Annotated in this window: 14 protein-coding genes and 1 pseudogene; 7 read left to right on the top strand and 8 right to left on the bottom strand. The window is 37.9% G+C overall.

The features are described from left to right. Position 1 precedes the first annotated feature (1 nt). Both XM47_RS12325 and XM47_RS12320 read left to right on the top strand, forming a co-directional pair. A complete protein-coding gene (locus tag XM47_RS12325; protein ID WP_048692935.1) occupies positions 2–928 on the top strand; it encodes a hypothetical protein in 927 nt (308 codons plus the stop codon). A 155-nt stretch (positions 929–1,083) separates the two neighbouring features. After that, complete coding sequence (locus tag XM47_RS12320) at positions 1,084–2,556, top strand: sulfatase (protein ID WP_048692932.1); 1,473 nt, start codon at positions 1,084–1,086, stop codon at positions 2,554–2,556. A gap of 150 nt (positions 2,557–2,706) precedes the next feature. Here XM47_RS12320 and XM47_RS12315 read toward each other — a convergent pair whose 3' ends face one another. The 4 genes from XM47_RS12315 to XM47_RS12300 form a co-directional block, all read right to left on the bottom strand. Next, positions 2,707–3,579 carry a bile acid:sodium symporter family protein gene (locus tag XM47_RS12315; protein ID WP_342669144.1) on the bottom strand — a complete coding sequence of 291 codons (873 nt, stop codon included), beginning with the start codon at positions 3,577–3,579 and terminating at the stop codon, positions 2,707–2,709. Between the two features lie 210 nt (positions 3,580–3,789). After that, positions 3,790–4,077, bottom strand: a complete 288-nt coding sequence (locus tag XM47_RS12310; protein ID WP_048692928.1) for a hypothetical protein — start codon at positions 4,075–4,077, stop codon at positions 3,790–3,792. 359 nt (positions 4,078–4,436) lie between these two features. Beyond that, on the bottom strand, positions 4,437–6,122 hold the full coding sequence (locus XM47_RS12305) for a LamG domain-containing protein (protein WP_048692925.1): 1,686 nt from the start codon (positions 6,120–6,122) through the stop codon (positions 4,437–4,439). Further along, complete coding sequence (locus XM47_RS12300; RefSeq protein WP_078061898.1) at positions 6,119–6,721, bottom strand: sigma-70 family RNA polymerase sigma factor; 603 nt, start codon at positions 6,719–6,721, stop codon at positions 6,119–6,121. Before XM47_RS12300 ends, XM47_RS12305 begins: the two co-directional genes overlap by 4 nt. 513 nt (positions 6,722–7,234) lie before the next feature. Between XM47_RS12300 and XM47_RS12295 the strand changes: the two genes are divergently transcribed. Both XM47_RS12295 and XM47_RS12290 read left to right on the top strand, forming a co-directional pair. Beyond that, positions 7,235–7,966, top strand: a complete 732-nt coding sequence (locus XM47_RS12295) for a nitrate- and nitrite sensing domain-containing protein (protein ID WP_149865506.1) — start codon at positions 7,235–7,237, stop codon at positions 7,964–7,966. A gap of 119 nt (positions 7,967–8,085) precedes the next feature. Then, positions 8,086–9,300 (top strand): methyl-accepting chemotaxis protein, encoded by a 1,215-nt coding sequence (locus XM47_RS12290; protein ID WP_048692921.1) that lies wholly within the window; start codon positions 8,086–8,088, stop codon positions 9,298–9,300. Positions 9,301–9,551: 251 nt separating this feature from the next. On the opposite strand, the gene XM47_RS12285 is transcribed toward XM47_RS12290, so the two are convergent. Next, positions 9,552–10,004 (bottom strand): DUF2306 domain-containing protein, encoded by a 453-nt coding sequence (locus tag XM47_RS12285; RefSeq protein ID WP_048692919.1) that lies wholly within the window; start codon positions 10,002–10,004, stop codon positions 9,552–9,554. 124 nt (positions 10,005–10,128) lie between these two features. Here XM47_RS12285 and XM47_RS19510 point away from each other — a divergent pair. The 3 genes and pseudogenes from XM47_RS19510 to XM47_RS12275 all read left to right on the top strand — a co-directional run. Beyond that, a pseudogene (locus XM47_RS19510) lies at positions 10,129–10,244 on the top strand (IS110 family transposase); the annotation flags it as partial. Between the two features lie 745 nt (positions 10,245–10,989). Continuing rightward, positions 10,990–11,241, top strand: coding sequence for a type II toxin-antitoxin system Phd/YefM family antitoxin (locus XM47_RS12280; protein WP_048692917.1), 252 nt, complete (start codon positions 10,990–10,992; stop codon positions 11,239–11,241). Then, on the top strand, positions 11,238–11,498 hold the full coding sequence (locus tag XM47_RS12275; RefSeq protein WP_048692914.1) for a Txe/YoeB family addiction module toxin: 261 nt from the start codon (positions 11,238–11,240) through the stop codon (positions 11,496–11,498). Before XM47_RS12280 ends, XM47_RS12275 begins: the two co-directional genes overlap by 4 nt. Before the next feature lie 489 nt (positions 11,499–11,987). Here XM47_RS12275 and XM47_RS12270 read toward each other — a convergent pair whose 3' ends face one another. The 3 genes from XM47_RS12270 to XM47_RS12260 all read right to left on the bottom strand — a co-directional run bounded on the left by XM47_RS12270 (position 11,988) and on the right by XM47_RS12260 (position 13,901). Beyond that, entirely contained in the window at positions 11,988–12,248 is a 261-nt protein-coding gene (locus XM47_RS12270; RefSeq protein WP_048692911.1) for a Txe/YoeB family addiction module toxin, read from the bottom strand. Beyond that, positions 12,241–12,495 carry a type II toxin-antitoxin system Phd/YefM family antitoxin gene (locus tag XM47_RS12265; protein WP_048692908.1) on the bottom strand — a complete coding sequence of 85 codons (255 nt, stop codon included), beginning with the start codon at positions 12,493–12,495 and terminating at the stop codon, positions 12,241–12,243. The genes XM47_RS12270 and XM47_RS12265 overlap by 8 nt, the downstream gene beginning before the upstream one ends. Before the next feature lie 767 nt (positions 12,496–13,262). Next, a complete protein-coding gene (locus XM47_RS12260) occupies positions 13,263–13,901 on the bottom strand; it encodes a hypothetical protein (protein WP_048692906.1) in 639 nt (212 codons plus the stop codon). Positions 13,902–14,349 lie beyond the last annotated feature (448 nt).

Below are 14,349 nucleotides of genomic sequence, written 5' to 3'. Positions count from 1 at the left end.
TATGAGTAAATTATTAGCACTAAAAATAAGCAGCATAATCGCCACGTTAACTTTGGTGACGGCCTGTAGCGTATCGAATCAGGATGTGACTAAAAATTCACAAACACTTGATTTCATTAAATCAGATGCGATCTCTTACAACCAGATTGTTACAAAAATTAGCCAAGAGCCTACTTGGCAACAAGTATTAGCGACAGGGCGACTGAATCCACTGGAATCTTTTACTACCAAAGGGGTTACAGGTGAGACGGTTGATATTAACAATGCCCTGATTGAACAAGGGCCTTATGGCAATATCCCGATAGACTCAGCCAAACGTAAAATGCTTATTCATGCGGTTGGTAATCCAAATATCCCAGATGAAGATTTTCATAAATGGTCACGCTGGTATCAAGAAGACGGCAATACTCAAATCTTCCGAATGTTTAAAGATGAAGAAAATGTCAGTAATAAGCGTAAAAAAGCCGCCCGTATAGAAGCCTTTAGTCCAAGCTATAGATGGATGCCTGAACCTAATGTTTGGCGTGAATTTGGTGCCCGCTTTACCGTTGTAAAATCAGCCGGTTGCGCAGCACCGCATATGTGCTCTATTTTCCAAGCTAAAGGCAATAATGTTGATCATTGGTCTGTCATGCTACGCGTAGATGCCCAAGGTGATTTATGGTTTTCACCTCGTCATGGCGCAGCCTATGTTAACAACCGTCCAGGAACACTTATCTCTGTTGGCAAAAATGTACTCGGTAGACCTTTTGATATGAAAGTTAGAGACAATGGCTTGAATTACGAAATGTATATTGACAATAAATTAGTCGGTACAGGTGACTGGCCTAGAACGGAAGAAATTGGCTTTCGCTGGGGTATTTACCTAGGTAAATCAAGCGTTGTCGATGACATCATGGTACTAGTGACAGGCGTTACCATGGAATAAGCGCTATATTTTTCAGTGCACAACTAAGGTTTAGTGGCACACTGGCCTAGCGTTAAATTTATAATATTTTGATAAAAGGTAGCAATTTAATTGCTGCCTAATCTTAAAAACTGCAGTAATGGTTTGTAAAAACCAAATTTTATTTAGGAAAAGAAATGAAAGTAAAGCACTCACTTTTAGCATTATTAAGTTTAGCGCTGGGAGCCTGTGGCGGCACGCCTGGTTCATCAGAACAGACCCAAACTTCAGTCTCTGAATTACCCAAACCAAATGTCATTATGATAGTAATAGATGATTTAGGTTGGGCTGATGTAGGGTATAACCAAACCACTGATTTATTCGAAACACCGAATATTGATGCATTCGCTAAACAAAGCTTACGTTTTGACAATGCTTATGCGGGTGCAGCAAACTGTGCGCCAAGTCGTGCTGTATTAATGTCAGGTCAGTATGGTCCACGTCATGGTGTATATACCGTTTCCCCTTCTGCTCGAGGCAATGCTAAAACTCGCAAGTTAATCCCAATTAAAAATACACGGGGCATCAGCACTGAAATTATTACTATGGCTGAAACGCTAAAAACAGCGGGTTATACCACAGGTAACTTTGGTAAATGGCACCTAGGTGCAGATCCGGATAAACAAGGTTTTGATGTGAATGTTGCTGGTAGTCATCAAGGCATGACTTTTCATTATTTCAGCCCTTATAACTTACCTAACATTAAAGACGGACCAGAAGGTGAGTATTTAACCGACCGTTTAACAACAGAAGTAATTGACTGGGTGAAATCAGTTAAAGATAAGCCATTTTTTGTCTATCTCCCTTACTACACTGTGCATACCCCATATCAAGCAGTGTTAGATAAAGTGCAGAAATATCATGACAAAGGCATAAAAGAAAAAAGACAAGCGACTTATGCCGCTATGGTCGAGTCTATGGATACCAATGTAGGCCGTATTTTCTCTATGTTAGAAGCAGAAAAGTTAGATGAAAATACCTTAGTTATTTTCACCTCTGATAATGGTGGCTACCGTATGTCATCTTTCCCTTCACCGATTCGAGGTGGTAAAGGTTCATATTACGATGGCGGTATAAAAGTACCATTATTAGTTCGTTGGCCAGGCAAGATTAAACCGGGTATTAACCCAACACCTGTAACTAATGCAGACTTCTACCCAACATTAACTAGCCTAACCAAAGCAGATAAGCCAAACCAAATCTTAGATGGTATGGATTTAAGCTCGGTTTTACTCAATCAGGAAACCAAGGAATCTCGTGACCTGTTTTGGCATTTCCCGGTTTACCTACAAGCACATCATGCACCAACAGACCAAGGGCAAGATCCTTTATTTAGAACCCGCCCAGGTAGTGCAATACGAAGCGGTAATTGGAAACTTATTCAGTATTTTGAAAACAATGAATATGAATTGTATGACCTAGCCAATGATGTTGGTGAAACGAATAATTTAGCAGCCCAAAATCCAGCTAAATTAAATGAGCTTAAATCAAAATTAGAAGCTTGGCAGCAAGAGATTGGCGCAGCCATTCCAACTGAGTTGAACCCTGAATACGATGAAAAAGTGAATCAAGCTATGATCAAACAAGTGTTATTAAAAACTAAACATTAATTGAGCTATTCACCGATTTAGAGCTGAATCAATATAAGGCGCTACTGCTGAGTAGCGTCTTTTTTGCCCCGCCCGCTTACAACACGTTTCCAAATTCCTAGAGCAATTCCTAACTTTTCCTCGTCAGCTCCAAGTCATAAAGAATACGCTTTAGCGGTTGACCCACCAGCTAAACATGCCGCCAATAATAAACATAAGTAAACTATAGGTAACGGCTGGAATTGTCATTACCGAGCTACCCAATAAAGTCCCTGCTACGACCAAAGCTAATGTGCCATTTTGAATTCCGACTTCAATACTGATACTAACGGCTTGAGCCTTATTTAAATTCGACAAGTTTGAAATGACGTACCCCAAAGTCAAGCTCAAGCTACATAAAGCAAAACTAGCTAACCCTGTTTGAATAAAAAACTGAGCCATATCGTGCCAATTTTTAGCAACAATACCGGCAATAATCAAAAATAAAAAAACAATGGAAAACACCTTAATGGGTTGCTGTGTTTTCGCTGAAAACAGTGGATATTTATGATGAATTATCATCCCCATAACAACAGGCACTATGGTAATAACAATCAACTGTAATATAGTTTTAACAATAGGAATTGAAAACTGCTGACTTGTATCTAATAAAAAGCTCATTGCTAATGCGGTTAACAATGGAATACTAAAGGGTGTAATCAAACTCACCAATGCCGTTAAGCTAATCGACAAGGCAAGATCGCCTTTAGCCAAATAGCTCATCATATTTGAAGTTGCACCACCGGGACAAAAAGCAATAATCAGCAGGCCGACTGCCAATTCAGCAGTTAAACCAAACAAAGCAATCAGGATACACGCCACCATAGGCAGTAGTAACATTTGGCAACTAATGCCAATTAACACAGCTTTTGGTTGGCTAAATACCCTTGTAAAGTCAGCCCGTTTTAGAGACAGGCCCATACCTAGCATAATGATAAATAAAGAAAGGGGTAAAATAACTTGGGTTAGCATATCGGCTTTCATGATCAGCTGCAGCTTATTCAAAATGGGCAATAAGCTAAGTATGGCTCAAAATGCCCAAATTAAAATGAATGCAGATTCAACTGTTTAATCAAGCCTACCTAGAACTAAAGAGCTAGGAATCAAAGGTAGTGATAGTCTTGGTGTGAGCGTGAATATAAAAATGTGAAAACAATTAAAACAGAAAAGGAAAAATAATAAAACTCGAACCATTACTTGGGCAGAGCGGAATATTTACCCCGCAATAAGCCCAACGCCATCCACCTGTTCGACCGAACTAGCATTAGCACGCTCAATAATTTTAACTAGAACAGATTGAATTGTTTCGTCTTCACGTATCTCGCTTTGCGATTCAAACTCTTGAGCTTGGGGCACTTCACCTTCTGCTCCAATAAACTGAATAACAACCTTAGTTGCTAACGCTTCTGTTTCGCCGTAATAAGCAATAGAAACCAAGGGATAACCTTTAAAACCTTTTTTAACTTGATGCGCGATGCGCTTTTTAGCTTTTTCTAAGTTCATTATTTCATCCTGATATTTTATTTTGACTTACAGTCAGAAACTGAGATAAGCCTTTGATTCCAATCTGTATAGCTAAGCTAATAATACCAATTCACTATACAAGTCATTATTAGCATCATGCCTTCATGTCGAGCTATGCACAAGTTAAAATAAAGTTTTTAAGCTTAATAGCCCGATTAAATAGCCAATTAGAATAGTTAACTAGGGAACGGATTAATGGGATGTTAACTAGAGGAACCACCTGTAAGGCTTGAGTAAAGGGGGTTTCCAGCGAAAAACATACAATCAGCTTTATGCCACATCATCATTTTAGAGTGACCTCCACAACAAGACTGCTCCCTAGTCTACTGCATTGCTCATTATGGAATCACTCTATGATGAGGCAAGCCGGTTGAAACATCTATCGCTATCCAGGTTTCAGCGGGTAGTGGCATTTTAATGCTTTGCGGCAATTGCTCCGTGCTAGGAAATAACCCAAAGTAATTTAGCTTAGTTTTAACTTGTTGATAGTGATCATTTACCATGTAAGGCGGCAGCGCGAAATCATAAAATGCAACTTCATCTATCACACCATCAAACGCTTCAGACTCGGTTGCTGGGGCATTTGGGTTATTGCCGATATGTGCCATGCCTCTTCCGCCACTTAAAATTTTAGAACCAATTAGATATCTAAAAGAGGCATGCTTTTTACCATCTATATATATCATTTTATAACCAGAAGCCGCATCGTATGTCGCAACAATATGGTGTGGCTTGCCATCTTTTAGCTGAGCTAAAGTTGGACGGCCATTAAGACCATCCAAGGGTAATTTAAGTTCTTGATAACCCTGACCCAATAAGAATAATCCAAAGCTAATACTTTCGTTATATTCACCTCTAGGCCTTAAATAATCCTTTCCGCTATCATTCTGAAAACTCAATAAAATACGCAAGTTGCCATCTGATTGATCTTTTCTAAAAATATGATCATCGTCTCCTTCCAAACCTGAATAGTTTGGACGAATCAACGCTTCTATTGTGATGCCATCTCTGACTGAAAACGAACCAGATGCAGGTGCAATACCACCGCCATTGCCAACATTAATTTTTGCAGATGCCGTGTTGTTAAAATAAAAAGCCCCTGTCCCCAGTAAACCATCTACTCGACTCGTATCTGGAGAAATAGTGCCATCTGCACGCCCTGCTGAATCAATTACGCTTTCACCCATTTCATTAAATGACCAATAATGCCTTGGTCGCCAAGTTGTTGGCACGAGTAATGTGTTGCCGCCTGTTTTAACAAGTGGTTGATTTGAGGTTAAGTCGACAACTAAACCATCGCCATTAGAGAAAAGTTGAAAATTTGGCCCATGGACTAAGATATTATGCCCAGAAGTAGGCTCTATCTCTAATTTCCCAGTTATTAATTCCACTTCATTATTATTAAATATTTTAATTACTGAATTGGGCACCAAATCCAGTATATCTCCGTCTTTCAACTCTAACCGACTAGCCTGCTCTATCTTATATTCGCCTGGCGATAACAAATCAGCATCTATTTTACCCAGCTCTAAAATCGACAACTGACCTTGCAAAATTTTGGCCGTGAATGATGATGAAGAACGCTCTAAACTATACCAAGCAATTGCCAGCAGTAATAAGCCAACGAACGCAAACAATAAATAGAATATGGGCTTAATTGGTTTTCTCGTATCATCTTTATTTGCTTCAGTAGTCGGGTCAGCTGGCGTATTAGTAAGCGTATTTCCTAATGCGGGTTTTGACTCTGTAGAATCTGATTCTATGACGTTTTTTATTTTTTCAGATTGCTCTGCTGGTCGCACAATAAACTCTTCACTCATACGGCGATATACAAACTCAACATTATGTTTTGCAGCTGACTTCAGGTGCATGTGCATACTGATGTATTCGTAATAAAACTGCTGAGCTTCGGGGTTATCCTTAAGTTTTAGGTTTAACTGCTCTATATCTGCTTCGCTTGCCTCATCATCCAAAATAATGTCAATTAGCTCGCGTAATGCTTGAAAATTATCAGTTAAAGTCACTTTAAATCCTCATTTACTTTTTGCTCAACACAATCAAAAAGCATCTTTCTTAATTTGTGTATGGACTTACGGATTGCAAATATAGAACGTCCTGTCGTATCAGCTATCTCCTGAGCTTGTAACTCCTCTACATAAAAAGCTTTATAAACGCCTTTTAATGAATCTGGTAATAAAGCACTACAGTTTTGTAGGTGCCACCATTTAGAGGGCTTTTTACTCGTCTCTGTTATCGAAATGACTTCCTCTAACTCATGTAAAATGTCGTCATTAATGCCTAATTTATATTTTTTATGACTTTGCCGGTAAGAGCGCACGCGGTTAAATGCAATTCCATTCGCCCATTTTGAAAAATTAGAACCAATTTCAAATTTTTCAAACTCACGCCATAAAGTCATACTCGTTTCCTGAAAAATATCATCTGCGGCAGCATAATCCAGCACATACGCATAAATGTACGCATACAGCCTATTTTTATCTGCTTCGAATAACTGGGTAAATAACTCAGCAGCGCTTACTTTGTTTAAAGGCTTATCTGTTGTCGTTATTTCAGGAATGGCATCTGTGGACAAATTACTACCTTTACGACCAAAATTAATCATATTTATTCATTTTAACAACATTTAGAGTAAAAACTTACTTATTTAACAAAATATTTCATTTCCTTATTGCTTAAATTTTCTCTTACCTTTGTTGCGGTTAGAATGTTATGTCGACAATCAAAAGCAACCGTTTAAGAAAGTTAGCCTAGGCGAAAAATTGCGGTCAATCGGATAAATTAGGAACGAAGTGACTAGCCAATCAGAATTCAAGGCTATCAAGCTGATCGTCTTAAAGTGGATTGATTTAAAATCATACCAAGCTCTAATATCAACATACTCTAACATTCAGAAAGTGGCACTAACGTCATTTTCTGAATACACCTCCTATTAAATACCTCAATTTTTTACGTGTCTTGCTTATTACAACCGTCTATCGGATAAGGAAGATAATTATTGAGCGCTTAATTAGTTCACTATGAAGAAGTAACTCAAAACTAGGGCAAAGGCGAACAAGCCAAATTACAAAATGGAGAGACTGGAATTTAGATTTTAAATATAACCACGAGGTGAAAAGTGACTATTCTCAGCAATACCAAGATCCACACTAGAATAACTATCCTAATTTTAATTCCAGTTCTAGCAATACTATTTCTCTCATCTGAGCGCATCCAACAAGCCAATAACCAAAAGCAGGTAATGCATGATCTTGACCTGTTATTAGAATATGTTGATGCAACCTCACCACTTATCAATTCATTACAGAGTGAGTGGTACTATATTCGATTGTTCATTGGCCCGGGTAAAAAGGATAATCCCAAAGGGTTAGAGTACAAAGAGCAGATGCTTCAAGTACAACAGAAAACAAAAAAAATAGAGTCTGAGTATTTAGCGTTTATACGTGACAATAAAGATGCATTAGCCAAGCTTGGTGATTTCAACAATTCTATTGAGCAGTTAACTCAGCAAATAGACAAGCTAAAATATGTACGTCAAGTAGCAGAAAGTCGTGATAGAAGCTCTGATATTTTTAAAAAAGAGTTTGGTAAAAAAATCTGGACACTGTCTGAGTTCAATCAGTTGATTGATAAGTTAATTGAATCTTTGAGTGAAGTTGTCTCGCTTGCTGCCAATAATAAGCAACTTAGTCAAATGGCCAATAGCTTCTATCAACTCGTTCAAGCCAGCGATAATTCCAGATTACTCAATGGTTACGTTCAAACAGGTATTACAGGAAAGTTATCGCCTTGGGTTTATGCAAAGATAATGGTATATCGCACTAGTGAGCAAAAAATATCCAAGCATTAGAACAAGTTACTACTAAGCAAATTTGGCAACGGATCCAAAAAGATCTGCTTAACACTAATGAGTATGAAACGGCACAAGATACATATCAAAAAGCGCATGACAGCTCTAAAAAACAACATATGTACAAATCACTCGAAGTGGATGGGCTCGATTGGCAACCGCTATTAGAATCGCTAAATAACGCTTATCAAACTGCAATATCCAATACGTTAGCTGATATTAACGCGACTAAAAATACATTAGTAGAGCAAGCTGAGAAGCAGCTATGGTATACGCTAGGCTGGGTTGCCTTTATTCTGGTAGGCTTGCTCGTTGTTAGCTTTATTATTCTGCAGAGCATAACCAAGCCATTAAAAAACGTAGTCAAAAGTATTATCAAACTTGCGAGCAACAAGGATATGTCTTTGCAATTGCCTGATGAAGGCAGTAACGAGCTTGGCGAACTAACCCGAGCTTTCAACTCATTAGTCAGTAGTTTTAATCAAGCCTTGATTAGTATATCCAGCCACTCTAACTCCATGAATAACACAACAATTGAAGTGGATCAGGCTATGACGAAATCACTCAAGTTGTCTAGTAACCAACTTAACGCCACTGATAGCGTGGCAGTAGCGATGAACCAAATGACGGCCACCACTCAAGATGTTTCGAACATGGCTCAACAAACAGCTTTTGCTGTGCAAAATGCACACAATGTGTCAGTGCAAAGTGCCGAAAATGCTAACGTAAGTCGTAATATGATGGAGTCACTCACTAAGGAGTTGGGTAACACAGGGGAAGTTGTGCAAAACCTTAATGAAGAAGCATCACAAATCAGCAATATTCTTAACGTGATTCAAAGTATCGCTGAACAGACTAATCTCCTCGCTTTAAATGCCGCCATTGAAGCCGCTAGAGCCGGTGATATGGGACGTGGCTTTGCGGTCGTCGCAGATGAAGTGAGAAGTCTTGCAGGCCGAACCCAAGAGTCAACCGAGCAAATTCGCGGACAAATTGAAAACCTTTTAGCCGGAGCCGAAGCCGCTAGTCGTAATATGAACTCATTGCAAAATGAAGGCACTAAAGCCATTGAAGTTGTGCTGCAAAGTTCAGCTGCATTTGACAAAATGGAATCTGAACTCAATCAAATCATGGCCATGGCTGAACAAATCGCTACGGCTTCTGAAGAGCAGTCCTCTGTTTCCAATGAAATTAATGAAAGAGTTACGACTATTAGAGATGACTCTGAAATGATGGCTCAACAAGCTAATTTATCCTTAACTTCTAGTCATAGTTTAAGTGAAGAAGGTGTTGAATTGGCTAAACATATCGATCAATTTCAATTAACTCAATAACAAAACGCGATTAGGTTTGTGTTAATTTCTAGAAGATGCTGATTACACATTAACGCGTATTTAAATGATAAAAAGGCTGTTGGAGAAAGGACCCTGTAACGTATTCTGTGTAACTGTAAGGTTTAAATAACATCTTTCAAACGGTCTTCGAATTCAATCATAAATCGATTCAAGGCCGTTTTCCAATTTCTTATCGGCATCGTCCGTTTTTTCGATGCTTGCTCAATTGATCAATGGGAGGCTCATATTTGTTAGGCTTTGCGTACGTGTATACTTTCTTTGCGGGGTAAAAAATAAAACCCAAAACCAATCAAACACACCATAAAAATAGTATCTATGTGGGCTACTGTATTCAATAATGACTTAGCCATAGGAACATGAACGAATATTTCGCTAATGGTCGCACACAAAAGTCCAATGTATGACCAGCACATAAAGTAATAATGGGCATTAATTTTTTTGTAACGTATAGCAATATAACCCGCTATTAAAGGTATTAAACTAGCTATAGCCATCCAGTGGAAGAAGCCCCAACCATCGAATAGTTTATAGATACCAAAGGATGTCAGATTTAATCCCAGCATGGATAGAAAATAAGCTCTCCCAATTAGCTTATGTTTGTGATTTCCTTTTTGTATAAGCAACACAAATAGTCCACTTATAAGGGACGAGAAACCTAATGTGATATGAATAAGTTCGACCATATGCTATCTCCTATAGCGATGCCTAGACATAATGACTCCCAACGAGGTGCTAGCCTCCAAAATCGTGGGTTAGCAAAGCCAGAGCCATAATTAGTTTGCAAACTAACTAAAACTGGAGGCTAACATGTCTAAAAATAGCATACTTTTTATTGGATTAGATATCCATAAAGAATTTATTGAAATCGCTTATGTTGAAGCCCTCGTGACAGCGAAGTAGTACACTATGCGCGAATATCATCCAAACATCACATGACAGGCATTGTTAAAAAACATTTTCTAGGCGCAAAAAGCCTAACCCTAGATAGAAGCTCGTTCTTCATTCCGCTAAGAATATGTTCAGCGAATGCTTTTCTGGGGAAGTGCCACTTACTCATTTTTACTACCATTTACTGATTTTAAATGTATTTACTAAAAATATTAGTAAAGCATAGTAAAGGTGTTTTTAATGTTTATTCCCTAATCGTAAGTTTTGCTCACCAAACGGGTTTATATGTAATGCCGACCAATTTGGAAACACCTTAACAATGCGACTTCCTACTGAGGCGTGCAGATGATTGGCGGTGAGATACGATGTTCGTGGAAAATAACCTTCTCCGTTGCCTTTCAATTACATTTTAGGTTGCCAGTGCATTTTATACCCAAAGCTTAACATTGAAAAAACAAAAACAATGTAAATAGCGCAACATAAATTTTAGTAATGCCTTTATCAGAACTTATATTTTGGCAAATTAGAAACTTATGAGATACAAAAACGGCCTCAAATTTGAACTGGTTGGCTAAACCTTACCAGACAGGGACTTTCACCCTATAAGATGCGCCAAGCTTTGCTTGTCTCACTAACGCCAAGATTAACGGGCAAAACATAGTTGGTTGAAATTAGCGACACAGGCGCAAAACCAACTGTTTTTTGTGCTGTTGAATTGCTTGTTATGTGCCATTAAGCTATCCTGTACAAATAAACGTACAACAACACTTTGGAGTTACCATGGACGCAATAAGCTATACCGCTGCTAGAGCAAATTTAGCAAGCACAATGGCGCAAGTTTGTAATGACCACGCACCAATTATAATTACCCGTAAAAGTGAAGCACCTGTTGTTATGATATCTTTAGAAGACTATAACGCAATGCAGGAAACTACATATTTACTTAGATCTCCAGCAAATGCTAGACATCTTTTAGAATCCATTGCCGAACTTGAAGCAGGCAATGGAACTGAACAAGAACTTATTGAATGAAACTAACGTTCTCAACCAAGGCTTGGGAAGAATACCTTTACTGGCAAACAACAGACAAAAAAATACTAAAGCGTATTAATTTGCTCATTAAAGATATCCAAAGAACCCCAAACGAAGGCATTGGAAAACCTGAGCCATTAAAACATGGTTTGTCAGGATATTGGTCTCGCCGCATAAATGATGAACACCGAATCGTTTATAAACAACAAGATGGCTCTATTCTAATCGCACAACTCCGATATCATTACGGCACATAACGAGACTGTAGAAAAACTCTCGCCTCGCCTTTATAAATAAATTCAGTTTCATCGCTTGCTTACCACTTGGCCTTGATTAGACATTCAGCTGGCATGCTTTCAAATTTAATCAGCAAAATCGTTTACACCTTCTTTGAGCCTGATACTAACTGGGTAATTTATAAAACCCGTCTTTTGAATAGCGCCATATGAGGGTTAACCTATGTTTATCTCGGCTTTGGCATCCTGCGTCGCCTTAACTTCTAAATCCATTTAGTCGTAGTGCCCCTGTTTATTTTAAAAGATTAAGTCCAAACAGGCATGTGGTAAGACCACAATAAGAGCCTCTAAATGTATTTGCTGTGGGTGATTGAGACCTGACAGCTAAAATGACAAGCGAAGTAGATTATTTTGCTGATTAACTTGGATTCGACAACCGAAAAGTTGCCGAAAAGATCACTATTACCTATTGGCCAACGGGAGGCTCATATGTGTTAGCTACCGCTTACACTAATAGTGATAGCGACAGGAAATTATAGTTAAATATGAATCCGATACTACATAAACTAAACGATTAGTTTCATCTATTCGTCTAGACCAAAAACCAGATAAATTCTCTTTTAAAGGCTCAGGTTTACCAATACCCTCGGATGGAGAACGCTTGGAGTCATTAATGAGTTTATTTATACGTTTTAAAGTCTTTTTATCTTGGCTTTGCCAGTAGACATAATCACTCCAAGCTTCATCAGTCCATGCTAGTTGTCTAGCCATCTATTAAGTCTCTAGACTTTACTTGACCTGAATTATACTGCTCAATTGATTTAGATAAATGAGCAGCATTAGCTGGAGATTTAAGTAAATGAACAGTTTCCATAAGACTATTATAATGATCCAAGGACATTACGACTGCGTCTTCAGAATCTCTCCGAGTTATAATTGTGTAATCTACATCATTTACAACTTGGTCTAGTACCGACTTAAGCCCATTTCGAGCTTCTGTAAAAGATACAATACGCATAAAACACCTCATAGTTGTACAACAAATAAGACAAGTTTATCTGTTCAATGATACATGTGCAAGATCTAAGACAACTCTGAATTTTAAAGGCTGCTAACGAGACTGCAGAAAAAGTCTCATCTCGCCTTTATAAACAAATTCCGTTTAATCTGTAACTTATCTATAAGTGCCTGTCCAGGTGGTTTATTTGTAGGCGTCAAGCTTGCTGACGCGTGAAGGCTAAATCAATATATCTGTTTAATCTAAACAAAGGTTTTGTTCTCAAAAACGCGCGAGCAAGCATCGCGCCTACTCGTCCTGTTTCACTTGTGATGTTCGGCGCGTAAACTGTCTGGCAGACATTATTGAAATCACCTAACAGTCATTCAAAAGTGAATAAGATAACGGTTAAGAAACCTGAATAGCAGGCATTGTTAAAAAAGATAAATTACAAATACTTACAACTCACTCATGTCTATTTATTTTTCATACGTGATTTGAGAAAGAGTCGTGCCTGTAATAAAGAATTAATCGCCTGTTGCATATCTAAAGAGCTGCGATTTCAGCTAGATATACATTTTCAGTAACAAGCGGTTGTTTCACCTAGTGATCGTTCAAAAAATAAACCAAACGATAAAAATAGAAACAGGATAAAGAATAACCTGTTGATTTTATTACTTTCTAAAAATTCCTGTCCAGATAGTTTTTGCTATAAAGCTTGGCTAAACTGTGTAGCGAAGCGGAACCGAGCCAAGCTTTAGCAGTCCCACATAAGTTGTTTGTTAGGGCTACAAATTTTCCACCATAGCCCCAAAACTATTCCATTTTTCCAAAACAACTGTATGTAATGAAGTAGAAACGGAATCTATAGATTGACCGACTAAAAGCGCAGCCGAATTAAAACTCTGTAGACTGGAATTTACTTCAATTTGCATACTTCCTTGCCCAAATGCATGGGAAATGCCATCAACTGGATTGGAGTATCCCTTGAATAGCCCTCTTAGCATACCTCCAAACCCTGAATTTGTTTCTAATACATTTAGATGGGCTATTGCTAAAGTAGTTAATTCGTTAAGTAAGCCAACAGTTGAATTAAGCTCATTAATTACACTTGATTTAATACAGCCAGAAGGAAAATTACTTAATAGATATGTTTGGGATTCAATTTCAGAGAAACCAGATTGTATTAATAAAAAATGAGCGTTATCCCTTAATTCATGCTCAATCTCACTAAGAGCTTTATGAAGGTCTGTTTGTATTCGGGGAACATTTAGAGCAATTATAGCTCTCAAAGACGCTTTTCTATCACCACAAGGGTTAGAAATGATAGGTGCTATGTCGCTTAAAAATAATGTATTGAATTTTGAAATTAGAGAACCTAAGTTTTCTTGAAATTTCCCTGCATCCCACATCAGATTAGAACTCATGCACAAACTCTCCTTGTAGCCCTAACGCTTAATCATTAGAAGTGCGTATAGAACTTTTCAATATTGAGTCTAACAACGCCATTCCAATAAGTTTTAAATTAATAATTTCATAAACTTAAGCTTAAATTAACTATAGTGCAACAACAATTTAGCCTAGAAACCAAGCCAATCGTCAAATATAGGGTCGTTATGTAAACTCACTATTATAAAAAACAAATAAAATCATATTGTTAATTGCTATCATGTCCAGAAAACCAATACCTTGTTAAAAACAAAGCGAGAAATAATTTAGGTCTTTGGTATCTCACCATTATAACTGTATAAACCAACAGAAAATTAGGTTGGAGGATTTATTAATAGTTATAGGTTTGATACAGATGGCCAGTCAAATCACTTCCATCAGTTTTAATGGCAATAGTTATAAAAATCAGTTGTTTGAATATTATCG

Origin of the sequence: Catenovulum maritimum (genome assembly GCF_001050375.1) — a bacterium.
In the GTDB taxonomy this organism is placed as follows: domain Bacteria; phylum Pseudomonadota; class Gammaproteobacteria; order Enterobacterales; family Alteromonadaceae; genus Catenovulum; species Catenovulum maritimum.
This window is presented reverse-complemented; position numbering and strand designations above follow the sequence as displayed.

Excerpts from the sequence above, each read along its gene's own strand:
- XM47_RS12265 (WP_048692908.1), bottom strand. The coding sequence starts at position 12,495 with ATGCGTATTGTATCTTTTACAGAAGCTCGAAATGGGCTTAAGTCGGTA.
- XM47_RS12325 (WP_048692935.1), top strand. The coding sequence starts at position 2 with ATGAGTAAATTATTAGCACTAAAAATAAGCAGCATAATCGCCACGTTA.
- XM47_RS12300 (WP_078061898.1), bottom strand. The coding sequence starts at position 6,721 with ATGATTAATTTTGGTCGTAAAGGTAGTAATTTGTCCACAGATGCCATT.
- XM47_RS12260 (WP_048692906.1), bottom strand. The coding sequence starts at position 13,901 with ATGAGTTCTAATCTGATGTGGGATGCAGGGAAATTTCAAGAAAACTTA.
- XM47_RS12275 (WP_048692914.1), top strand. The coding sequence starts at position 11,238 with ATGAAACTAACGTTCTCAACCAAGGCTTGGGAAGAATACCTTTACTGG.
- XM47_RS12310 (WP_048692928.1), bottom strand. The coding sequence starts at position 4,077 with ATGAACTTAGAAAAAGCTAAAAAGCGCATCGCGCATCAAGTTAAAAAA.
- XM47_RS12285 (WP_048692919.1), bottom strand. The coding sequence starts at position 10,004 with ATGGTCGAACTTATTCATATCACATTAGGTTTCTCGTCCCTTATAAGT.
- XM47_RS12290 (WP_048692921.1), top strand. The coding sequence starts at position 8,086 with ATGTACAAATCACTCGAAGTGGATGGGCTCGATTGGCAACCGCTATTA.
- XM47_RS12280 (WP_048692917.1), top strand. The coding sequence starts at position 10,990 with ATGGACGCAATAAGCTATACCGCTGCTAGAGCAAATTTAGCAAGCACA.
- XM47_RS12320 (WP_048692932.1), top strand. The coding sequence starts at position 1,084 with ATGAAAGTAAAGCACTCACTTTTAGCATTATTAAGTTTAGCGCTGGGA.
- XM47_RS12270 (WP_048692911.1), bottom strand. The coding sequence starts at position 12,248 with ATGGCTAGACAACTAGCATGGACTGATGAAGCTTGGAGTGATTATGTC.